Source organism: Rhizobium leguminosarum bv. viciae, from assembly GCF_012276115.1.
Taxonomy (GTDB): Bacteria; Pseudomonadota; Alphaproteobacteria; order Rhizobiales; family Rhizobiaceae; genus Rhizobium; species Rhizobium leguminosarum_T.
On record NZ_WIEU01000002.1, the window covers coordinates 58,976 to 80,378 of the forward strand.

The 21,403-nt window shown below is 62.7% G+C and carries 17 protein-coding genes; 13 read left to right on the forward strand and 4 right to left on the reverse strand.

The window, feature by feature from the left end; all coding sequences use genetic code 11:
- Positions 1-130 precede the first annotated feature (130 nt).
- Positions 131-2,227 carry a bifunctional rhamnulose-1-phosphate aldolase/short-chain dehydrogenase gene (locus GFM02_RS03565; RefSeq protein WP_168266489.1) on the reverse strand — a complete coding sequence of 699 codons (2,097 nt, stop codon included), beginning with the start codon at positions 2,225-2,227 and terminating at the stop codon, positions 131-133.
- A gap of 198 nt (positions 2,228-2,425) precedes the next feature.
- Between GFM02_RS03565 and GFM02_RS03570 the strand changes: the two genes are divergently transcribed.
- The 13 genes from GFM02_RS03570 (at position 2,426) to fhuB (ending at position 17,514) form a co-directional block, all read left to right on the forward strand.
- Positions 2,426-3,238, forward strand: coding sequence for a DeoR/GlpR family DNA-binding transcription regulator (locus tag GFM02_RS03570; RefSeq protein ID WP_003547829.1), 813 nt, complete (start codon positions 2,426-2,428; stop codon positions 3,236-3,238).
- Between the two features lie 48 nt (positions 3,239-3,286).
- A complete protein-coding gene (gene rhaS / locus GFM02_RS03575; protein WP_026265566.1) occupies positions 3,287-4,282 on the forward strand; it encodes a rhamnose ABC transporter substrate-binding protein in 996 nt (331 codons plus the stop codon).
- 73 nt (positions 4,283-4,355) lie between these two features.
- Positions 4,356-5,891 carry a sugar ABC transporter ATP-binding protein gene (locus GFM02_RS03580; protein ID WP_168266486.1) on the forward strand — a complete coding sequence of 512 codons (1,536 nt, stop codon included), beginning with the start codon at positions 4,356-4,358 and terminating at the stop codon, positions 5,889-5,891.
- A gap of 9 nt (positions 5,892-5,900) precedes the next feature.
- Entirely contained in the window at positions 5,901-6,902 is a 1,002-nt protein-coding gene (locus GFM02_RS03585; protein WP_168266484.1) for an ABC transporter permease, read from the forward strand.
- Positions 6,899-7,906 (forward strand): ABC transporter permease, encoded by a 1,008-nt coding sequence (locus GFM02_RS03590; RefSeq protein WP_168320832.1) that lies wholly within the window; start codon positions 6,899-6,901, stop codon positions 7,904-7,906. The genes GFM02_RS03585 and GFM02_RS03590 overlap by 4 nt, the downstream gene beginning before the upstream one ends.
- Positions 7,903-8,223 (forward strand): L-rhamnose mutarotase, encoded by a 321-nt coding sequence (gene rhaM / locus GFM02_RS03595; protein ID WP_168304169.1) that lies wholly within the window; start codon positions 7,903-7,905, stop codon positions 8,221-8,223. Before GFM02_RS03590 ends, rhaM begins: the two co-directional genes overlap by 4 nt.
- Positions 8,220-9,599 (forward strand): FGGY-family carbohydrate kinase, encoded by a 1,380-nt coding sequence (locus GFM02_RS03600; protein WP_168320833.1) that lies wholly within the window; start codon positions 8,220-8,222, stop codon positions 9,597-9,599. The genes rhaM and GFM02_RS03600 overlap by 4 nt, the downstream gene beginning before the upstream one ends.
- Positions 9,600-9,678: 79 nt before the next feature.
- A complete protein-coding gene (locus GFM02_RS03605; RefSeq protein ID WP_168320834.1) occupies positions 9,679-10,437 on the forward strand; it encodes a fumarylacetoacetate hydrolase family protein in 759 nt (252 codons plus the stop codon).
- 127 nt (positions 10,438-10,564) lie between these two features.
- On the forward strand, positions 10,565-11,446 hold the full coding sequence (locus tag GFM02_RS03610; protein WP_168320835.1) for a helix-turn-helix domain-containing protein: 882 nt from the start codon (positions 10,565-10,567) through the stop codon (positions 11,444-11,446).
- 166 nt (positions 11,447-11,612) lie between these two features.
- Positions 11,613-13,772: a TonB-dependent siderophore receptor gene (locus GFM02_RS03615; protein WP_168320836.1), complete on the forward strand. Its 2,160-nt coding sequence runs from the start codon at positions 11,613-11,615 to the stop codon at positions 13,770-13,772.
- A gap of 93 nt (positions 13,773-13,865) precedes the next feature.
- Entirely contained in the window at positions 13,866-14,645 is a 780-nt protein-coding gene (locus tag GFM02_RS03620; RefSeq protein WP_168266472.1) for an ABC transporter ATP-binding protein, read from the forward strand.
- 3 nt (positions 14,646-14,648) lie between these two features.
- Entirely contained in the window at positions 14,649-15,533 is an 885-nt protein-coding gene (locus GFM02_RS03625; RefSeq protein WP_168266470.1) for an ABC transporter substrate-binding protein, read from the forward strand.
- Positions 15,526-17,514 (forward strand): Fe(3+)-hydroxamate ABC transporter permease FhuB, encoded by a 1,989-nt coding sequence (gene fhuB / locus GFM02_RS03630; RefSeq protein ID WP_168321101.1) that lies wholly within the window; start codon positions 15,526-15,528, stop codon positions 17,512-17,514. Before GFM02_RS03625 ends, fhuB begins: the two co-directional genes overlap by 8 nt.
- Before the next feature lie 280 nt (positions 17,515-17,794).
- Here the strand turns inward: fhuB and mmsB are convergent, their stop codons facing one another.
- From mmsB to GFM02_RS03645, 3 genes are all read right to left on the reverse strand, one after another.
- Entirely contained in the window at positions 17,795-18,676 is an 882-nt protein-coding gene (mmsB, locus tag GFM02_RS03635; RefSeq protein WP_168320837.1) for a 3-hydroxyisobutyrate dehydrogenase, read from the reverse strand.
- A 9-nt stretch (positions 18,677-18,685) separates the two neighbouring features.
- Positions 18,686-20,281: a GMC family oxidoreductase gene (locus tag GFM02_RS03640; RefSeq protein WP_168320838.1), complete on the reverse strand. Its 1,596-nt coding sequence runs from the start codon at positions 20,279-20,281 to the stop codon at positions 18,686-18,688.
- Between the two features lie 132 nt (positions 20,282-20,413).
- Positions 20,414-21,403, reverse strand: a complete 990-nt coding sequence (locus tag GFM02_RS03645) for a branched-chain amino acid ABC transporter permease (protein ID WP_168282186.1) — start codon at positions 21,401-21,403, stop codon at positions 20,414-20,416.

A 21,403-nucleotide genomic window follows, 5' to 3' on the forward strand; every position in this document is an offset into this window, starting at 1 on the left:
TGAATGACTCATATGTAACGAGGATACTGTTCTCCCGCGCCCAAAGACTTGGGCGCACTGGATTCCTGTGACAAGCACAGGAATGAGGGAGGAGAATATGGTCCCCGCATCACTCCCAACTAGACCCGCCTCACCGCGTAAAACTCTGCACGTTGCCGGCATCGACGTTGATGATGTTGCCGGTCGATTTTGCCGAAAGGTCCGATGCGAGGAAATAGATCGCCTCGGCGATATCTTCCGGAAACACGTTGAGTTTCAGCATCGAACGCTTGCGGTAATGTTCCTCGAGATCGTCCACCTCGATCTTCGACGAGGCGGCGCGCTGCTCGCGCCATTCGCCGCTCCAGATCTTCGAACCGCGCAGGACCGCATCCGGGTTGACGGTGTTGACGCGGATGCCGGCATCCGCGCCTTCCAGCGCCAGGCAGCGGGCGAGATGGATTTCGGCAGCCTTTGCCGTGCAATAGGCAGACGCATTCGGCGAGGCGGCCAGACCGTTTTTCGAAGCGACGAAGATGACGTTGCCGCCGAGCGCCTGACGGCGGAACAGGCGGAAGGCTTCACGCGAGACGAGGAAATATCCGGTCGCGAGAATATCGATATTGCGGTTCCACGTCGACAGCTCAGTCTGTTCGATCGGCGCCGAGGAGGCAATGCCGGCGTTCGAGACGAGGATATCGATGCCGCCGAATTCGACGCAGGCTTCCGCGAAGGAGGCGATCACCGCATCTTCCTTGGTGACGTCGAGCCGGACGCTGCGCACGGCGTCAGCGCCGAACTTCTTGACGAAATCGGCTTCGGCGCCTTCGAGCGCTGCCTGATCGATATCGGCAAGCACCACGCAGGCGCCCTCGCCGACGAGGCGCGCGGCCGTCGCCCGGCCGATGCCGCCGGCGCCGCCGGTGACGAAGGCGACGCGGCCGGCAAGGCTCTTCGGCTTCGGCATGCGCTGCAGCTTGGCCTCTTCGAGCAGCCAATATTCGATGTCGAAGGCTTCCTGCTCGGGCAGGCCCTGATACTGCGACACCGTCGAGGCGCCGCGCATGACGTTGATGGCGTTGACGTAGAATTCGCTGGCGATACGGGCCGTCGCCTTGTCACGGGCAAAGGACAGCATGCCGACGCCGGGCACCAGGAAGATGACGGGATTGGCGTCGCGCATGGCGGGCGAATTGTCATGCTTGCAGTCGTTATAATAGCGGGCGTAGTCGGCGCGATAGTCCTCCAGCGCCTTGTCGAGACCGGCAACGATCGCGTCGACATCCGGCTTGGCCGGGTCGAAATCGACGATCAGCGGGCGGATCTTGGTGCGCAGGAAATGGTCAGGGCAGCTGGTGCCGAGCGCGCCGAGCGGGCGCAGATCGCTTGAATTGACGAATTCGAGCACGGCATCTTGATCGTCGAAATGACCGAGCTTGCGTTCCTGCTTGCCGATGCGGCCACGGATCTCCGGCATCAGCCGAGCGGCGATGGCGCGGCGTTCGGCGACGGCCAAGCTTTGCGCGACCGCGCCGCCGAAAATGGTCTTGCCTTCGGTCTTTTCGGCAAACCAGACGATCGCCTTGTTGATGATATCGAGCGTCAGCTCGTAGCAGGCCTTGGCGTCGTCGGCCCAGGTGAAGAGGCCGTGGCTCTCGAGCACGACGCCCTTTGCATTCGGGTTTGCGGCAACGAATGCGCCGAGGTCGAGGCCGAGCTGGAAGCCCGGACGGCGCCAGGGCAGCCAGCCGATCTCGTCGCCGAAGATCTGCTGCGTCAATTCCTTCGAATTCTTCGACGCGGCGATCGCGATGATCGCGTCGGGATGCATGTGGTCGACATGGGTGAAAGGCACGAAACCGTGCAGTGGCGTGTCGATCGAGGCGGCGCGGGCATTCAGGTTGAAGGTGCAGTGCGGCAGGAACCCGACCATGCGGTCCTCGTCCTCGACACCCTTGTAGATGCCCTTCAGCGATTCCAGCTTGTCCTGGTAGAGCGTCGCGAAACCGTCGAGCTTGATCGTGCCGACGTCGCCGCCCGAGCCCTTGACCCAGAGTATCTTCACCTTGCCGCCGGTCAGCGGATCGGTTTCCAGCACCTTCGCCGAGGTGTTGCCGCCGCCGTAATTGGTGATGCGCTTGTCGGCGCCGAGCAGGTTGGAACGATAGAGCAGCTTGCCAGGCTCATCGAGGCCTGCCGCGTAAGCATCATCCCACCGGTTTTCCAGAAGCCGGACGTTCGCCGCCATGTCATCCTCCCATATGAAATCATCATCGGAGCGCAAAGTTCGCGCCCCTTTTCGCAGACGGTATCGCTCATCAAAACCGCGGTTGTCAATCGAAAACGATCAAATTCGATTATTGTGCAGCGCAATATGAAAATTTATGATCGTTTTTGATTGACACATTGTCATATGTGCGAAATAAACGATTGAAGGAGGAGCCCCATGCACGAACGCGAACGCCATCGCATCATTCTGAGCGCCGTTCAGGAAAAGTCCGTCGTGACGGTTCAGGATATTTCCGAACTGACCGAGGCTTCCGAGGCGACGATCCGGCGCGACATCGCGGCTCTTCATGTTCAGGGCAAGATCCGCCGTGTGCGCGGCGGCGCCGAGGCCGTGCATCCACCGCAGCTCGGCAATCTCGCCGGGCGCCCCTTCCGCGTTTCGGAATCGGTCAACATCGACAAGAAACGCGCAATCGCCCGCCAGGCGGTCGAGCTTTGCGATCCTGGCGACGCGATCATCATCAATGGCGGCACGACCACCTTCCAGATGGTGCATTTCATGGCGGCGCACCGCCTGCAGGTGATGACCAATTCCTTCGCCATCGCCGAACATCTGGTCAAGCATTCGAAGAACACGGTAACGGTGCCGGGCGGCGCGATCTATCGCGAGCAGAGCCTGATCCTCTCCCCTTTCGACAATGACGCGATCCGCAATTTCTACGCCCGCCGCTTCTTCATCGGCGCGCAGGGCATCGGCCCGCTCGGCATCATGGAAGCCGACGCGCTGATTATTCAAAGCGAACAGAAGCTGATGCATCAGGCCGACGAATTGGTCGTCATGGCCGATTCCAGCAAGTTCCATCGTCGGTCGAGCCTCATTCTGTGCCCGCTCGAGCGTGTGTCTACGATCATCACCGATGACGGCATTCCAGAGGAAGCCGTCAGGATGATCGAGAATGCCGGCATCAGGCTCATCGTTGCGAGCCCGGCCGCCCAGGCAATCAAGGAGGATTCCTCGTCGGTCGCATAAGGCACCGGGGAGGTGTGAAGAGTGTCAATCAAGTGGGAGGATGAAAGCATGAAACTCGCAAAGAAACTCGCAATCGGCGTGGCATTTGCCGTCGCCATGATGGCCGGGACAGCCAGCGCCGCCGACATCAAGATCGGCCTCGTCGTCAAGTCGCTTGGCAACGGCTTCTTCGATGCCGCCAACAAGGGCGCGCAGGAAGCCGCCAAGGAACTCGGCGGCGTCGAGGTCATCTATACCGGTCCGACGACGACGACGGCCGAAGGCCAGATCGAAGTCATCAACTCGCTGATCGCCCAGGGCGTCAGTGCCATCGCCGTTTCGGCCAACGATCCCGACGCGCTCGTTCCGGCGCTGAAGAAGGCTGCGCAGCGCGGCATCAAGGTCATCTCCTGGGATTCGGGCGTGGCACCTGAAGGCCGTATCCTGCAGCTCAACCCCTCGTCCAACGAGCTGATCGGCAAAATGTGCCTGACGCTCGTCAAGGATCATCTCGACGGCGGCAAGGGTGACTTCGCCATCCTGTCGGCCACGACCACCTCGACCAACCAGAACATCTGGATCGACCAGATGAAGAAGCAGCTCAAGGATTTCCCGGGCCTCAACCTCGTCACCACGGTCTATGGCGACGATCTCTCGGACAAGTCCTATCGTGAAGCCGAAGGCCTTTTGAAGGCAAACCCGAACATCAAGGTCATCGTCGCTCCGACGACGGTCGGCGTTCTCGCCGCGTCCAAGGTCGTCGAAGACAAGGGTCTGGTCGGGAAGGTCTACGTCACCGGTCTCGGCCTGCCGTCCGAAATGGCCGGCGCGATCAAGTCGGGCGCGACGAAGGAATTCGCCATCTGGAACCCGATCGATCTCGGCTATTCCGCAACGCAGATCGCTTATCGCCTCGTCAAGGGCGAGACCGACGGCAAGCCGGGCAGCGAGATCGAAGCCGGCCGCATGGGCAAGATCAAGGTCGGCGATAATGGTGAAGCCGCCATGGCCGATCCCTTCGTCTACAATGCTTCGAATATCGACCAGTTCTCCAAGGTCTTCTGATCCGGAGCCGACGCATAAAAGCCCGGCGGCTCGATGGCCGCCGGGATTCTCATTCGACACTGGTAGAAGCTCGATGAACGCCGCCTTTCAACAAACCGCCACGGACAGCAAAACCGGCGATGCGCCCGCCATTCTGGAAATGCGCGGCATCTCCCAGATCTTTCCGGGCGTGAAGGCGCTCGACAATGTCAGCATCGCGCTGCATCCCGGCACGGTGACCGCGCTGATCGGCGAAAACGGCGCCGGCAAATCGACCCTCGTCAAGATCCTGACCGGCATCTACAGGCCGAACGAAGGCGAGATCCTGGTCGATGGCCAGCCGGTGACCTTTGCCAGCGCCCAGGCCGCGATCGATGCCGGCGTCACCGCCATCCATCAGGAAACCGTGCTGTTCGACGAGCTGACGGTTGCCGAAAACATTTTCCTCGGCCATGCGCCGCGCACGCGTTTGCGCACCATCGACTGGCAGGCGATGAACAGCCGCGCCAAGGCGCTGCTGACCGCGCTCGAAAGCAATATCGATCCGACGATCCGGCTGAAGGACCTCTCGATCGCGCAGCGCCATCTGGTGGCGATCGCGCGCGCGCTGTCGATCGAGGCGCGCATCGTCATCATGGACGAACCGACGGCAGCCCTTTCCCGCAAAGAGATCGACGATCTCTTCCGCATCGTCCGCGGCCTGAAGGAAAAGGGCAAGGCGATCCTCTTCATCAGCCATAAGTTCGACGAAGTGTACGAGATCGCCGACGATTTCGTCGTCTTCCGCGACGGCCGCGCCGTCGGCCAGGGCCGGCTCAAGGAAACGCCGCAGGACGAGATCGTCCGCATGATGGTCGGCCGCGACGTCGAGAACGCTTTTCCGAAGGTCGACGTCGCCATCGGCGGCCCGGTTCTCGATATCCGCAATTACAGCCATCGCACCGAATTCCGCGACATCTCCTTCACGCTCCGCCAGGGCGAAATTCTTGGCATCTACGGCCTAATCGGCGCCGGGCGTTCGGAACTTTCCCAATCGCTTTTCGGCATCACCAAGCCGCTCTCGGGCAAGATGATGCTCGAAGGCCGCGAGATCACCATCCATTCGCCGCAGGACGCGATCCGGGCCGGCATCGTCTATGTGCCGGAGGAACGCGGCCGCCACGGGCTGGCGCTGCCGATGCCGATCTTCCAGAACATGACGCTGCCTTCGCTTACCCGCACCTCGCGCCGTGGCTTCCTCAGGGCGGCAGAAGAATTCGCGCTCGCCCGCAAATATGCCGAACGGCTGGACCTGCGCGCAGCCGCCCTTTCCGTCCCGGTCGGCACGCTCTCCGGCGGCAACCAGCAGAAGGTCGTCATCGGCAAATGGCTGGCGACGGCGCCGAAGGTCATCATCCTCGATGAACCGACCAAGGGCATCGACATCGGCTCGAAGGCGGCCGTGCACGGCTTCATCAGCGAACTCGCCGCCGAGGGCCTGTCGATCATCATGGTCTCGTCCGAACTGCCCGAAATCATCGGCATGTCGGACCGCGTCCTGGTGATGAAGGAAGGTCTTTCCGCCGGAATTTTCGACCGCGCCGAGTTGTCGCCGGAAGCGCTGGTGCGCGCCGCCACCGGCAATGCATAAGGTAAGAGCATGGCAAGATTGATCAGAAAACGCGAAACCCTGCTGTTGCTCATCATCGTCGTGATGATCGCGATCTTTTCGACGCGCGCTGCCGATTTCGCAACGCCGGAGAATCTCGCCGGCATTTTCAACGATACCTCCATCCTGATCATCCTGGCGCTGGCGCAGATGACGGTCATCCTGACGAAATCGATCGACCTGTCGGTCGCCGCCAACCTCGCCTTCACCGGCATGGCGATCGCGATGATGAATGCCGCCTATCCCGACCTGCCGCTCATCGTGCTGATCCTCGCCGCGATCGTCATCGGCGCCTGCCTCGGCGCCATCAACGGCTTTCTCGTCTGGGCGCTCGAAATCCCGCCGATCGTCGTCACACTCGGCACGCTCACCATCTATCGCGGCATGGCCTTCGTGCTCTCGGGCGGGGCGTGGGTAAACGCCCATCAGATGACGCCGGTCTTCCTGTCGGTGCCGCGCACGCCGATCCTCGGCCTGCCGGTTCTCGGCTGGGTAGGCATCGTCATCGTGCTTCTGATGTATGTCCTGCTCAGATACACCCAGTTCGGCCGCTCGGCCTATGCGACCGGCGGCAATCCGACCGCGGCCGTCTATGCCGGCATCGATACGGGCTGGACGAAATTTTTGGCCTTCGTTCTGTCGGGCGCGCTCGCCGGCCTCGCGAGCTATCTCTGGGTGTCGCGTTATGCCGTCGCCTATGTCGATATCGCCAACGGCTTCGAGCTCGACAGCGTTGCGGCCTGCGTCATCGGCGGCATTTCGATTGCCGGCGGCGTCGGCTCGGTCGCCGGCACCGTGCTCGGCGCGCTCTTCCTCGGCGTCATCAAGAATGCGCTGCCGGTGATCGGCATTTCACCCTTCACGCAGATGGCGATCTCCGGAACCGTCATCATTCTCGCCGTCGCCTTCAACGCCAGGCGTGAGCGCAATCGCGGCCGCATAATCCTGCGCGACCGCGCCGCAGCCGAGATCAGAACGGAGGCCGCAGCATGAGCACCGTGTCCACACACGAAAAGCGGGTCATCCCCGACCGCCTCGGCACGCCCTTTCGCCGCATCGTCGCGAGCTGGGAAGTGCTGCTCCTTGCCGTCGCAGTCCTGATCTTCATCTTCAATTCGCTCGCTTCGCCCTATTTCCTCGATGCCTGGAACCTTTCGGACGCCACCTTCAACTTCACCGAAAAGGCGATGATCGCCTTCGCCATGGCGCTGCTCGTCATATCAGGCGAGATCGACCTCTCGGTCGCCGCGATCATCGCGCTCGCCTCGACGGCGATGGGCGCGGCAGCGCAGGCCGGCATCGGCACACCGGGCCTCGTCGCGATCGGCATCGGCACCGGCCTTGCCTGCGGCATCTTCAACGGCGTGCTGGTCTCGGTGCTGAAACTGCCGTCGATCGTCGTCACCATCGGCACGATGAGCCTTTTCCGCGGCATTTCCTATATCGTGCTCGGCGACCAGGCCTATGGCAAATACCCTGCAGATTTCGCCTACTTCGGCCAAGGCTATGTCGTCTGGGTATTCTCCTTTGAATTCGTGCTCTTCATCGTGCTGGCGATCCTCTTTGCCGTGCTGCTGCATGCGACGAATTTCGGCCGGCGGGTCTATGCGATCGGCAACAACGACTTCGCCGCCCGCTTCTCCGGCATTCCGGTCGAACGCGTCAAATTCATCCTCTTCCTGCTGACCGGCGTCATGAGCGGCGTTGCCGCCGTCTGCCTGACCTCACGCCTCGGCTCGACCCGGCCGTCGATCGCCCAGGGCTGGGAACTCGAGGTCGTCACCATGGTCGTGCTCGGCGGCATCTCGATCCTCGGCGGCTCCGGCACCATCGTCGGCGTCGTCATCGCCGCCTTCGTCATGGGCCTCGTCACCTTCGGCCTCGGCCTGCTGAACGTGCCCGGCATCGTCATGTCGATCTTCATCGGCCTGCTTCTGATCATCACCATCGCCATCCCGATCATCGCCCGCCGCATCAAGGTCATGAGCTCCCGATGACTTTAGAAAAACACGCCTTCAAAATGCAGCTCAATCCCGGCATGGAAGCCGAATACCGCAGGCGGCATGACGAGATCTGGCCGGAACTGGTCGATCTCCTGCACAAGTCGGGCGCCAGCGACTATTCCATCCATTTCGACCGCGAGACCAACACGCTGTTCGGCGTGTTGACGCGGCCCGCCGACCATACGATGGCGAGCCTGCCGGAGCATCCGGTCGTGAAAAAATGGTGGGCGCACATGGCCGATATCATGGCGACCAATCCCGATAATTCACCGGTCCAGAGCGACCTGGTCACCGTCTTCCATATGCCATGAACGCTACCTCCTATCGCCGCATCGCCGTCCTCGATATCGGCAAGACCAATGCCAAGGTCGTCGTGCTCGACAGCGAGACGGGCGCCGAGATCGCTGTGTTGAAACGGCCGAATATCGCGATCAAAACCGGTCTCTATCCGCATTACGACGTAGAGGCTCTCTGGTCCTTTGCGCTCGATGCGCTGAAGAGCCTTGCGCGCGAGCCCGGCTTCGACGCCATTTCGATCACCACGCATGGCGCCTCCGCAGCACTGCTTGCCCGGGACGGCACGCTTGCCATGCCTGTCATCGACTATGAACACGAATATCCGCAGGAAATCCGCGACGCCTATACGCGGCTGCGCCCCTCCTTCGACGAAACCTTCTCGCCGCACCTCGCGATGGGTCTCAATGTCGGCGCGCAGCTGCACTACCAGAAGACCGCCTTTCCCGACGAATTCGCCAAGGTGGCGACCATCCTCACCTATGCGCAATATTGGACGGCCCGGCTGACGGGTGTCGCCGCCAATGAGCTGACCTCGCTCGGCTGTCACACCGACCTCTGGAACCCGAGGGCCGGCCGCTATTCCTCGCTCGTCGACAGGCTTGGCATTCGCGACCTCATGGCGCCGATCCGTTCCGCCTTCGATACACTCGGCCCGGTCCTGCCCGACATCGCCGCGGAGCTCGGCCTCGCCGCACCCGTGCCGGTCTATTGCGGCATTCACGATTCCAATGCCTCGCTGCTGCCGCATCTGGTTCATCGGGCAGCACCCTTCGCTGTCGTCTCCACAGGCACATGGGTCATCAATTTCGGCGTCGGCGGCGATCTCGATCATCTCGATCCGAAACGCGATGCGCTCGCCAATGTCGATGCCTATGGCCGGGCCGTCCCCTCCTCGCGTTTCATGGGTGGGCGGGAATTCGAGATCCTGTCGGCCGAGATCGGCCCTGTCGACGAAAAAGCCGCCCTGGCGGCAATCGGTCCCGTCATCGACAAAGGCATGATGCTGCTGCCGAATATCGCCCCCGGTTCCGGGCCTTTCCCGGGGAAGACAAGCCGCTGGATCGGCGCCGAAGAGGCAAGCCGCGACAAGCGCTCTGCCGCCACCTGTCTCTATCTCGCTTTGATGACCGATGCCTGCCTCGGACTGATCGGCGCCAAGGGCCCCGTGATCGTCGAAGGGCCTTTTGCGCTGAATGGGACCTATCTCAAGCTGCTCGCCGCCTTGACCGGCCGCGAGGTCATGGCCCTTCCCGGCTCGACCGGCACCAGCCAGGGTGCCGCCCTTCTCACCGGCATCCGGCCGGTATCGGGTGCCGAAACGCATGTTCCGCCGACCGCCATCCCCGGACTGACCGCCTATCGCACCCGCTGGCACGCGGCGATGGAATAGGAGTCTTTCCAAAAGCGGCCTTGTTCGTCCCTGCCATCTCGTTAGTGTGGCGCCTCGAAAATCAGGTCGAGGAGATAGCATGACAGAGACATTCGATCCGCGCGCCCTTGCCACCCGGCTTCACAGCCTGCGCCAGGCCGGCCGGCAGGAGGCAACGGGCGCTTTCGCGCTGCCAGCCGATCTGCATCAGGCGATGGAGGCGCAGAATTTGCTCGCCACGGCGGACCGTATTTCCAGCAATGCCTGGAAAGTCACGGTCTCGCCACAGGGCCAGGCGGTCACCGCTCCGCTGCATCCCTATGCCGAAGCCGTTTCGGGCGCGGACATTCCCTGGTATCCGGGCCTGAAATTCGAGACCGAGATCGCCGTCCGCCTCGGCAGCGACCTGCCGGTTCGCGCGGGCATTCCTTACAGCCGCACCGAGGTGGTCGAGGCGATTTCCGCTGTCCATCTCGGCGCCGAGCTGCTGGTCAGCGCCGTGAGGGAAAGCGGCAGCGTTTCGTCTCTGCTGTTCGTCGCCGACCGCCTCGGCAATAGCGGCTATGTGCTCGGCCCGGAGGTCGAAAAAAGCGTCGTCGATACCGCCGCCGGCACGCCACTCAAGGTCACTCATGCCGGTCGCACGATCTATGACGGTCCGGCACAGCATCCGAAGGGCGACGTTCTCACCTGGCTCGTCGATTACGCCAATGACGGCTTGCGCCCCGAGACATCGCTGAAGGCAGGCGCGCTCATCACCACAGGCACGTTGAGCGGCGCGATCGAACTGACCGAACCCGGCGAGATCGACATCCTGCTCGGCGACATCAGGCTCAGCTTCTCGGTGTCGAAGGCTTGATTTGACCCTGGTTTTTCCCCGGCTTGATGCCGGATTTGGCAATTGCCATCCGGTTTCGCCTGCGGTAATAAACTTGAGTACAAATTGAAGGTTTACTTCCGGCGCATGGCCGGAGGCGGAAGTGGAAATGACGTTTCAACCGCGGATGCAGAACAAGATCCAGGGCTTCTCCGTCATCGGCGGCGTGCATCGCCGCCTGTGGAACGGTATCGTCGCCGATGTCTGGGACGTGGAGTGCGCCTCCTATGCCGGTGGCTATTACGTCTCGCGCGATCCGCGGCTGTTCATCATGCTCGACAAGCGGGGACCGGGCTCGCGTATCAAGCTCACGCCAAAGGCGCAGAGCACCGTCCAGGACACGGAGATACGGCCGATCTCCTATGTGCCGGCCGGCATGGAAGTCTGGGCCGATCTGACCGACGTTCATTCGATGCGCCACCTCGACATCCATTTCGACACTGAAACCGTCAGCCGCCGGCTGATGGAAGATATCGATCCGAGTCGTCTGGAAAGTCCGCAGCTTCTGTTTTCCGATGAGCGGGTGCTGTCGCTGGCACAGCTGGTCGCCGCCGAATGCCTTAATCCGGAGCCGCTGCACGATCTCTATGGCGACGGCCTGGCATTGGCACTGATCATCGATGTCCTGAAGATTGCCAAGGCGATGCCGCGCAAACGCAGCAGGTTGGCCTCCTGGCAGCTTCGCCGCGCCACCGAATTCATCGAGGAAAACTGCCTGCGCAATATCCGCCTCGAGGAACTCGCCGGCCTGACGGGCCTGTCGCAATCGCATTTCAGCCATGCCTTCAAGGCCTCGACCGGCATTGCTCCGCATCAATGGCAGACCAATTCCCGGCTCGACAGGGCCAAGCGGCTGCTTGTCGAAAGCGAAAATGCGTTGACCGCAATCGCCGCCGAAACCGGCTTTGCCGATCAGGCGCATTTTACCCGCGTCTTCCGCAAGCATGTCGGCATCACGCCGGCGAACTGGAAGAAGGCACAAGTTGCCTGATTGCAACGCTTGGCGGGCAATTGTTTGCAACGCGGAGAATTGCCCAAAAACGTTCAATTTTCCCCGATCGCGACAATCCACCCCGGTAAAACTGAGTTAATCACTCATCTTATTCAGGGCTTCGCCGCACGTTGGAATCGCGCGGCACGAGTGGGGTATAGGACATATGCGCGGGCAGACCAGGGGTCTCAATTTCAAGGTAATTCTATTGGCAGGAGTGGCGCTCGCCGGCCTGATCGCGGGCTCCGCCGCGGCACAGGAAGCGAATTCGACTGAGCTCGCGCCGATCGTCATCCAGGGCGGCGGCGACACCGCCACCAGTCCGGTCAAAGGCTATGTCGCCAAGAACTCCTCCGCCGGCTCGAAGAGCGACACCCCGCTCAACGAAATCCCGCAATCCGTCTCCGTCATCGGCACCCGTGAAATGGACGATCGCGGCATTACCAACAAGATCGACGAGGCGCTGCTTTATACGCCTGGCGTCACGTCGCAACCCTTTGGCAACGACGGCGATACCGACTGGTTCTATATCCGCGGCTTCGACGCGACGCAGACCGGCGTCTTCTTCGACAATCTGACGCTCTTCAGCTACGGATTCGGCGGCTTTCAGCTCGATCCCTTCATGCTCGAGCGCGTCGAGGTGCTGAAGGGCCCGGCCTCCGTGCTTTACGGCGGAGCAAACCCCGGCGGCATCGTCAATCTCGTCCGCAAGCGCCCGCTCGACGAACCGCTGTTCTATACGGAGATCGGCATCAACAGCAACGGCAACGCCTTCACCGGCTTCGATGTCTCCGACAAGGTCGGCTCCAGCGGAGCGATGAGCTATCGCATCACCGGCAAGGTTGCCGGCGGCGACAATTATTCGGACTTTTCCGAGGATCTGCGCGGCTTCATCATGCCGCAGCTCACCATTTCGCCGGATGACAGCACGAGCCTGACGGTCTGGGGTTACCTCGCCGGGCTCGACCAGGTGCATACCGGCAACGGCTTCTTCCCCTATGTCGGCACCGTCGAGGATGCGCCTTTCGGCAAGATCGACCGCGACGCCTTCTATGGCGAGCCCGACATCGACAATGGCAGCTATGTGCAGAAGATGATCGGTTACGAATTCGAGCATGAATTCGACAATGGCATCAAGTTCTCACAGAATGCGCGCTACGGCCATCTCGACAAGCATGAGATCGGCCCCTACCTGAACGGCTGGGTCGGCGGCGTGCCGACGGGTCCGGACTACCAGCTGGCGCGCATCGGCTTCGAAGGCCGCTCGGGGGTCGATAGCTTCTCGATCGACAACCGGCTCGAAGGCGAGACCGAAATCGGCGGCGCCACGCATAATCTTCTCGTCGGGCTCGACTACACCTATTACCGCCTGGAAAATTGGCAGGCCTGCTGCGGCTCCAATTCGATCAGCGCAACCGATCCCATCTATGGCACGACACAGGGCGCCAATTTCGTTTATGCGGACGGCGTCGTGACCAAGAATCAGATCGGTGTCTACGCCCAGGATCGGATCCATTTCGGCGATGGCTGGCTGCTGACGCTCAACGGCCGCTACGACTATGTCGATATCGACCAGAACGCCGAAATCGGCACGACCTACAGCACCAACGACAGCGCGCTCAGCGGCCGCATCGGCCTTGCCTATGAGTTCGACAACGGCCTGACGCCCTATGTCAGCGCCGCGACTTTCTTCAACCCGCTCGTCGGCACCGGTGTTTCCGGCGCGTTGAAGCCGGAAGAGGGCGAGCAGTTCGAAGGCGGCATCAAGTATGAGCCGGCCTTCATCGACGGCTCGCTGACCGCCTCGGTCTTCCACATCACCAAGCGCAACAACACGGTGACCAATCCGCTGACCTTCGCCCAGAGCCAGCTCGGCGAGGTGGTTTCGCGCGGCGCCGAACTCGAAGGCAAGGTCAATATCAACGAGAACTGGAAGGTTCTCGCATCGCTCGCCTATACCGACATGGAGGTGATGGAGAACGACGCCAATCCGGCGCTGGTCGGCAATTCACCCTATATCGTCCCGAAGGTGACCGCCTCTCTCTGGGTCGACTACACGCTGACGACAGGGGCTTTCGAGGGCATGAGCTTTGGCGCCGGCGTCCGCCATCAGGGCTGGTCCTGGGCCGACGAGGCCAATACCGAGAAGGTGCCGGCCGCCACGCTCGTCGACGCTGCGATCCGTTACGAGAAGGAAAACTGGGGCGCCTCGCTCAACGTCGCGAACCTCTTCGACAAGGAATATGTCAAGGGTTGCGGCGGGCTGACCGTCTGCGGTTACGGCGATGCCCGCACCGTCACCTTCAAGCTCAGCAGGAAGTGGTAAGTTGACAATCGAAGTTTAGTTTTGCAGGAACCTGCGGGGAAAGGGAGGGCTTGCCCTCCCGAAGCCGTTGCAGCGCCGAACCTGGAGCAGATCATGCCTTCGCCTTTCCTTGCCCTGTCGGCGATAGATTATGCCATCGGGCCGAAATCCATCCTGTCCGGCATCGACCTGACGCTTGAGCGCGGCCGCATTTACGGACTGGTGGGGCCGAACGGTTCCGGCAAGAGCACGCTTTTGAAGATCGTCGCCCGCCAGGTCGCGCCGAAATCCGGCGCCATCGCCTTCGACGGCAAGCCGGCAGGTGACTGGGGCGGCCGGGAATTTGCCCGGCACGTCGCCTATATGCCGCAATTCACGCCGGCGACAGACGGGATGACCGTGCGGGAACTGGTGGCGCTTGGCCGTTTTCCCTGGCATGGCACGCTTGGCCGCTTCACCTCAACGGATCGCAACATGGTCGAGGAGGCGATCGTCCGCACCGAGCTCGAGGATTTTGCCGGTCGTCTCGTCGCCAGCATGTCCGGCGGCGAACGCCAGCGCGCCTGGATCGCCATGATGCTCGCCCAGGACGCCCGCTGCCTGCTGCTCGACGAGCCGACGTCGGCGCTCGACCTCGCCCATCAGGCGAGCGTTCTCTCGCTGGTCAAGGAACTCAGCCATGAACGCGGGCTGACCGTCATCATCGTGCTGCACGATATCAACCTCGCCGCGCGCTACTGCGACGCGATCATCGCGCTCAACCGCGGCCGCATCACCGCCGAGGGCACGCCCTCCGAGATCATGCAGGCCGACACGCTGCAGTCGGTCTTCGGCGTCGGCATGGGCGTCTTCCCGCATCCGGTTCGAAACGAGCCGGTCAGCTATTTGTTGTAGGCCATGGCTTTTTTGGCGTTCTTCTCCCGCAGGCAGTTTTTGGCCAGTGCGGCGGCTTCGCTCTCCACCCGCGCGCGTGTGCGGGCGGCGGAGGGCTCGCGCGTCGCGACGCTCGACTGGGCGCTGCTCGAAACCCTGCTGGCAATCGGGGCGAACGTCGTTGCGGCAACAGAGTTACGGCAATTCCGCGAGGTAGCGGTCACGCCTGACGTGCCTGCCACGACCGCCGATCTCGGCCTGCGCGGCACGCCGAATTTCGAGGTGCTGCGCTTTGCACGGCCGGACCTGATCTTCAACTCGAACTTCTACGCCTGGGCAGACGAACGCATGCGCGGGGTCGCGCCGGTGGAAAGCCATGCGATTTACAAACCCGGTGAAAGCCCCTTCGCGCTGGCCGAACAGGCCACACTTGCAATCGGCGAGCGTCTGCAGCTTGCCGCCGCCAGACAGTTGACTGAAGAGCTTTCAGCCAGGCTCGACCGCCATCGGGCTATCTTTGCCGCCGGCGACGGGCGGCCGGTGATCCCGATCAATCTCGGCGATGCCAGGCATTTCCGCGTCTTCGGCTCCGACAGCATGTTCGGTGAGGTGCTGAACCGCGTCGGCCTCAGAAATGCCTGGCAGGCTCAGACCAGTTACTCGGCCGCCGCACCCGTCGGCATCGAGATATTGGCATCGGTGCCCGACGCCTGGATCGTCATGATCCCGCCACAGCCGGCCGATGCGCTCGCCACGCTCGCGACCAGCAGCTTCTGGAATGCGCTACCGGCCGTGCGCGAGAACCGCGTGCTGATGCTCGGCTCAATCAATCCCTATGGCGCACTGCCGGCGGCCGGCCGCTTCGCCGATCTTCTGGCGGAGGGGCTTGAGCATGCATGGAATGGTTAGCTGCGCCAAGCCCGCAGGAAGCGCGGGCACGCCCGTCTTCGCGATATTACTGCCCGTACTTTGCGTCGCGGCCTTCGCACTCCTCATCGTGACGCGCCCCGAGGTGCCGCAGGGCGACGCGGATGCAGCCGTGCTGAACGGGGTACTGCTCTGGAACAGCATCATGCCGCGCGCCATGCTGGCATTGATCGCAGGCGCAGCGCTCGGTCTTTCAGGGACTTTGCTGCAGCGCGTCCTGCGCAATCCGATTGCCGATGCGTCCACGCTCGGCATCGCGTCGGGGGCGGAATTGGCAATGACCGCGGCAATGAGCTTTTCGCCCCTGCTCATCGGATTTTCGCGCGAGATGGCCGCCTTCGGCGGCGGACTCGCGGCTGTCGCCATCGTGCTGGCCTTGAGCTGGCGGCGCGGGCTCGATCCAGTTACCGTCGCGCTCTCCGGCCTGATCGTCAGCCTGATCGCCTCGGCCCTCAGCGTCACGCTGATCCTTTCGCGCGGCGAATACGCCATGTCGATATATATCTGGGGCGCCGGTTCGCTCAGTCAGCAGGATTGGAACGGTGTGCTCTCGCTCGCCCCCCGGCTTGCCCTCGGCTTTGCCGCCGCTCTTCTCCTGGTGCGGCCGCTCCGTATCCTTGCCCTCGACGACAGCGGCGCCAGGAGCCTCGGCCTTGCCCTGCATTCGACACGCATGGCGATCGTCGCACTCGCTGTCTGGCTTGCCGCCTCGGTGATATCAGAGGTCGGGGTGATCGGCTTCGTCGGGCTAGCAGCCCCCGCGATCGCAAGATTTGCCGGCGCGCGCAGCACCGGCAAACTGATGCTGACAGCGCCGCTGACCGGGGCCGGCCTGTTGTTCCTGACCGATTGCCTCACCCAGATCCTCGGCCCCGGCTTTACCGACCTTGCGCCGACGGGAGCCGCAACCGCCCTGCTCGGCGGTCCCTTATTGCTCTGCCTGCTGCCGCGCGTGCATTCCGTTTCGGCCGTTGCAGCCCAGTCGACCGCAGCGCTGAACAGGCTCGCCAAGCCGCTTCTGGCCATTGGCGCGCTCTTTATTGCCCTCGCCCTGATCTTTGCCGTCGTCCTCACCCTCGGCCCTGCCGAGGACGGCTGGCATGTCGCAACCGGCTCGCTCTTGACCGATCTCCTACCCTTCCGACTGCCGCGAACGATTGTCGCGGCCGGGGCCGGCGCCATGCTGGCGGCAGCCGGCTTCATCATGCAGCGCGTCACCGGCAATCCGATCGCCAGCCCCGAAGTGCTGGGCGTCAGCAGCGGCGCCGGCGCGGGCCTGACCGTGGCGCTTTTCCTCTTCGGCTTCCCCTCGCCCATCCTCATGCTGCTTGCCATGGCGCTCGGCGCGCTGGCCGCCTTCCTTGCGATGATCGCCATATCAGCCCGCTCCCAATTCTCGCCGGAACGCATGCTGCTTGCCGGCGTCGGCATCGGCGCCTTCGCCATGGCGATCGTGACGATGGTGCTCGCGAAGGGCGATATGCGCGGCTATATCCTGCTGACATGGCTTTCCGGCTCGACTAACCGCGCCGGCGCCTTCGAAGCCTGGACGGCCATCATCTCGCTCGTCGTGCTGACAGCGCCCTTGCCCTTCCTCAGCCGCTGGCTGACGATCCTGCCGCTTGGCGCCGGCCCCAGCCGCGCTGCCGGCCTCCATGTCGGGGCAAGCCGACTGGCGCTGGCCATCCTCGCCGCGCTGATGACGGCGATCGCCTCCTTCCTCGTCGGACCACTCAGCCTCACCGGCCTGATTGCGCCGCATCTTGCCCGCCTTGCCGGCTTCCGCGCCGCGGGCCACCAGCTGACAGCGAGCCTTCTCTTCGGCGCCGGCGTGCTGATGGCGGCGGACTGGCTATCGCGCGTCGTCATCTACCCCTACCAGGTGCCGGTCGGCCTCTTCGCAGCGCTGATCGGCGGCCCCTATCTCATCTGGCTGCTTTCGCGAAAGGAGGTTCAGCAATGATGGCTAAGCGGTTGACAGCCCACAGCGAGAAGGCGTGCGAGATGCTTTCTGTGATCGACTGAGATCGCAGCTTGCTCCCTCTTCTCCCCAGCGGGAAGGTGGCCCGCTCCGTGCATTCGCGGCTTTGCCGTCACCCCCTCAACCGCCTGCCGGCACCTTCTCCCCGCTGGGGAGAAGAGATTCGCGGCAGCGTCTCGGTCCCCCTTTATCCCGGGTAGCGTAGGAAATATTGGACGAAACAGCACTGGTTGGGCTGGCGAATATCGTCGAGCTATCAGACTCACTTGCTTTCGCGGAACATCTCGATGATGGCGGAAAAGTCCCTTCCGCCATGTCCTAGTTTGTCGAAGAGCGCATAAAGCTGCGCTGCTTCCGCGCCGAGTGGCGTGGAGGCGCCGCTCGCTAGCGCCGCTTCCTGTGAAAGCCTCAAATCCTTCAGCATCAGTGCCGCGGCAAAACCCGGCTTGTAGTCGTTGTTCGCCGGCGAGGTCGGCACCGGTCCGGGCACCGGACAATAAGTATTGATCGACCAGCACTGGCCCGACGAGGTCGAGGCAACGTCGAACAGCGCCTGATGCGAGAGCCCGAGCTTTTCGGCGAGCACGAAGGCCTCGCAGACGCCCACCATCGAAATGCCGAGGATCATGTTGTTGCAGATCTTCGCCGCCTGACCGGCGCCGGCCTCACCGCAATGGACGATCTTCTTTCCCATCACCTCGAGGATTGGCTTTGCCCTGGAGAAGGCCTCCTCCGAACCGCCGGCCATGAAGGTCAGCGTGCCCGCGGCCGCCCCGCCCGTGCCGCCGGAAACCGGGGCGTCGAGCGACAGGCAGCTTGCCGCCTTGGCCATTTCATGCGCCTTGCGGCTGCTTTCGACATCGATGGTCGAGCAATCGATGACCAGCGTGCCTTGCGCGGCGGACTGCAGGATATCGGTCCAGGCCGTCAGCACGTGTCTGCCTTGCGGCAGCATGGTAATGATGATCTCCGCGTCCTTGACCGCCTGGCTGGCATGGCTTGCCGGCTTGACGCCGCTCTCCTCGGCGGCCTTCAGCACCGAAGCCGCGAGATCGAAGCCGAGGACCTCGTGACCTGATTTGACCAGATTGGCCGCCATCGGCCCACCCATGTTGCCGAGGCCGATGAATGCGATCCTTGCCATGGTCTTCTCCTATCGATTGTCTTCGAGGATCATCGCTGCCGCCTTTTCGGCGATCATGATGGTCGGCGAATTGGTGTTGCCCGAGGTGATCGACGGCATCACCGAGGCGTCGGCGATCCTGAGCTTGCCGAGTGCCCTGAACTTCAGCCGGGGATCGACGACACTGTCCCGGTCGGCGCCCATGCGGCAGGTGCCGACCGGATGGAAGATCGTCGTGCCGATCTCGCCGGCCGCCCGCTCCAGATCGGCCTCCGTCTGATAGGCAGGCCCCGGCTTGAATTCCTCCGGCCTGTAACGGGCAAACGAAGGCTGCGCGACGATCCTGCGCGTCAATCGTATTGAACGAACAGCTATGTCACGATCGCGTTGCGTCGAGAGGTACTTCGGGCTGATCGTCGGCTGGGCGGCAAAATCCGGGCTGGACAGGTGCACCGAACCGCGGCTTTCGGGCCTCAGATTGCAGACGCTCGCGGTGATTGCCGGGAAAGGATGGACGGGATCGCCGAACTTCTCCAGCGAGACCGGCTGCACATGATATTGCAGGTCGGGCGTTTCCCGGTCCGGGCCCGATCGGGTGAAGATGCCGAGCTGGCTCGGCGCCATCGCCATCGGCCCGGAGCGGCGGACGAGATATTCGAGCCCGATCGCCGCCTTGCCGATCAGCTTCGTCGCCTTCTCGTTCAGCGTCGGAACCCCCGTCACCTTGTAGGCCAGACGCAGCTGCAGATGGTCCTGCAGGTTCTCGCCGACACCCTTGACCTCGGTGACGACATCGACGCCCGCCTGTCTGAGAACCTCGCCCCTGCCGATACCCGACAGTTCCAGGATATGCGGCGAACCGATCGATCCGGCTGACAGGACGGTTTCTCTCGCTGCATAGGCGCGTTTCGCCACGCCACCATGCTGGAACTCGACGCCGGCAACAGCGCCTTCCTCCACCAGCAGCCGCCGGACCTGCGCCTTGGTCAGCACGGTCAGGTTGGAGCGCCTCATCGCCGGGCGCAGGAAGGCTTTCGAGGTATTCCAGCGAATGCCGGAGCGCTGGTTGACGTCGAAATAACCGGAACCTTCGTTGCTGCCGCGGTTGAAATCCGCAGTCTCCGGGATGCCCGCTTCCCTGGCGGCTTGCTGGAAGGCATCGAGCACCGCCCAGCGAACGCGCGCTTTCTCGATGCGCCATTCGCCGCCGGCGCCATGCATCTCGTCTTCGCCGCGATAAAAATCCTCGGACTTGCGGAAGTAGCGCAGAACATCGTCCCAGCCCCATCCGCTGCAGCCCATCTGCCGCCAGAGGTCATAGTCGCGCGCTTGGCCGCGCATGTAGATCATGCCGTTGATCGACGAACAGCCGCCGAGAACCTTGCCGCGCGGATAGCTCAGCGCCCGGCCGTTCAACCCTGCTTCCGGCGCCGTGGTGAAGCACCAGTCGGTACGCGGGTTGTTAATGCAATAGAGGTAACCAACCGGAATATGGATCCAGTGATAATTGTCGCTGCCGCCGGCTTCGAGCAGCAGCACCCGGCTCCGGCCATCGGCAGACAGCCGGTTGGCGAGCACGCAGCCGGCGCTGCCTGCCCCGATGATGATGTAGTCGTAACGATCCATGCCCCGCACGAGACTCCAGATGCTTGCCGCTTCCCCCTCCCCGCAAGACGGGGAGAGGAAGAGTCGCAGCGCCGCCGCCCGTCTCTTTTCCCGGAGAGAGTTTCCTTCCCGAGAAGAGAGAGGTCCGCCAGTTCAGCGGCGATAGACGAAGCCCAGTTTCCGCCCTAGCCGCGAGGCGTAGAATTCGCCGATGATGCCGCGGCGGAAGATCAGCACGCAGACCATGAAGACGATGCCGGTGATGATCGTCACCGGGAATTCGGAGGTGGCGAGGTAATTTTCCAGCACCACCACCAGCCCGGCGCCGAAGAGAGGGCCGATCAGCGTGCCGATGCCACCGAGCAGCGTCATCAGGATCACCTCGCCCGACATCTGCCAGGCGACATCGGTCAGCGTCGCGAACTGGAAGACGATCGATTTCACCGCGCCCGCGAGCCCTGCAAGCGCCGCCGACATGACGAAGGCGCCGAGCTTGTAGCGCGCCACCGAATAACCGAGCGAGATCGCCCGTTGTTCGTTCTCGCGGATCGATTTCAGGATCATGCCGAAGGGCGAATTGATAAAGCGCCAAATGATCAGGATGCCGACGAGAAAGACAGCCAGCACGAAATAATACATGTTGGTCGAGCTGTTCAGATCGATGAAGCCGAAGAGGTGGCCGCGCGGCACCGACTGGATGCCGTCCTCGCCTTCGGTGAATTCCGCCTGCAGGCAGAAAAAGAAGAACATCTGCGACAGCGCCAGCGTGATCATCGCGAAATAGATGCCCTGGCGGCGGATGGCGAAGAAGCCCATGACGAGACCGAGAAACGCCGCACCCGCCACGCCGATCAGGATGCCGAGTTCCGGCGGCAGGCCCCATGCCTTCACCGTATAGGCGGTGAAATAGGCGGCACCGCCGAAGAAGGTGGCGTGGCCGAAGGACAGCAGGCCGGTATAACCGAGCAGCAGATTGAAGGCGCAGGCAAAGAGCGCGAAGCAGAGCAGCTTCATCAGGAAGATCGGATAGAAAAAGAACGGCGCCAGCAGCAGGAGCAGCAGTCCCGCAAGCAGGAAACCCGCCTGCACCGAAAGGGCGGTCCGGCTTTTTTCCGTTTGGATGGTTTCGGTCATGTCAGCCAT

Excerpts from the sequence above, each read along its gene's own strand:
- GFM02_RS03610 (WP_168320835.1), top strand. The coding sequence starts at position 10,565 with ATGACGTTTCAACCGCGGATGCAGAACAAGATCCAGGGCTTCTCCGTC.
- GFM02_RS03645 (WP_168282186.1), bottom strand. The coding sequence starts at position 21,403 with ATGGCTGACATGACCGAAACCATCCAAACGGAAAAAAGCCGGACCGCC.
- rhaS (WP_026265566.1), top strand. The coding sequence starts at position 3,287 with ATGAAACTCGCAAAGAAACTCGCAATCGGCGTGGCATTTGCCGTCGCC.
- GFM02_RS03615 (WP_168320836.1), top strand. The coding sequence starts at position 11,613 with ATGCGCGGGCAGACCAGGGGTCTCAATTTCAAGGTAATTCTATTGGCA.
- GFM02_RS03585 (WP_168266484.1), top strand. The coding sequence starts at position 5,901 with ATGGCAAGATTGATCAGAAAACGCGAAACCCTGCTGTTGCTCATCATC.
- GFM02_RS03625 (WP_168266470.1), top strand. The coding sequence starts at position 14,649 with ATGGCTTTTTTGGCGTTCTTCTCCCGCAGGCAGTTTTTGGCCAGTGCG.
- GFM02_RS03605 (WP_168320834.1), top strand. The coding sequence starts at position 9,679 with ATGACAGAGACATTCGATCCGCGCGCCCTTGCCACCCGGCTTCACAGC.
- GFM02_RS03620 (WP_168266472.1), top strand. The coding sequence starts at position 13,866 with ATGCCTTCGCCTTTCCTTGCCCTGTCGGCGATAGATTATGCCATCGGG.
- GFM02_RS03565 (WP_168266489.1), bottom strand. The coding sequence starts at position 2,227 with ATGGCGGCGAACGTCCGGCTTCTGGAAAACCGGTGGGATGATGCTTAC.
- GFM02_RS03640 (WP_168320838.1), bottom strand. The coding sequence starts at position 20,281 with ATGGATCGTTACGACTACATCATCATCGGGGCAGGCAGCGCCGGCTGC.
- GFM02_RS03570 (WP_003547829.1), top strand. The coding sequence starts at position 2,426 with ATGCACGAACGCGAACGCCATCGCATCATTCTGAGCGCCGTTCAGGAA.
- GFM02_RS03580 (WP_168266486.1), top strand. The coding sequence starts at position 4,356 with ATGAACGCCGCCTTTCAACAAACCGCCACGGACAGCAAAACCGGCGAT.
- rhaM (WP_168304169.1), top strand. The coding sequence starts at position 7,903 with ATGACTTTAGAAAAACACGCCTTCAAAATGCAGCTCAATCCCGGCATG.
- fhuB (WP_168321101.1), top strand. The coding sequence starts at position 15,526 with ATGGTTAGCTGCGCCAAGCCCGCAGGAAGCGCGGGCACGCCCGTCTTC.
- mmsB (WP_168320837.1), bottom strand. The coding sequence starts at position 18,676 with ATGGCAAGGATCGCATTCATCGGCCTCGGCAACATGGGTGGGCCGATG.
- GFM02_RS03600 (WP_168320833.1), top strand. The coding sequence starts at position 8,220 with ATGAACGCTACCTCCTATCGCCGCATCGCCGTCCTCGATATCGGCAAG.
- GFM02_RS03590 (WP_168320832.1), top strand. The coding sequence starts at position 6,899 with ATGAGCACCGTGTCCACACACGAAAAGCGGGTCATCCCCGACCGCCTC.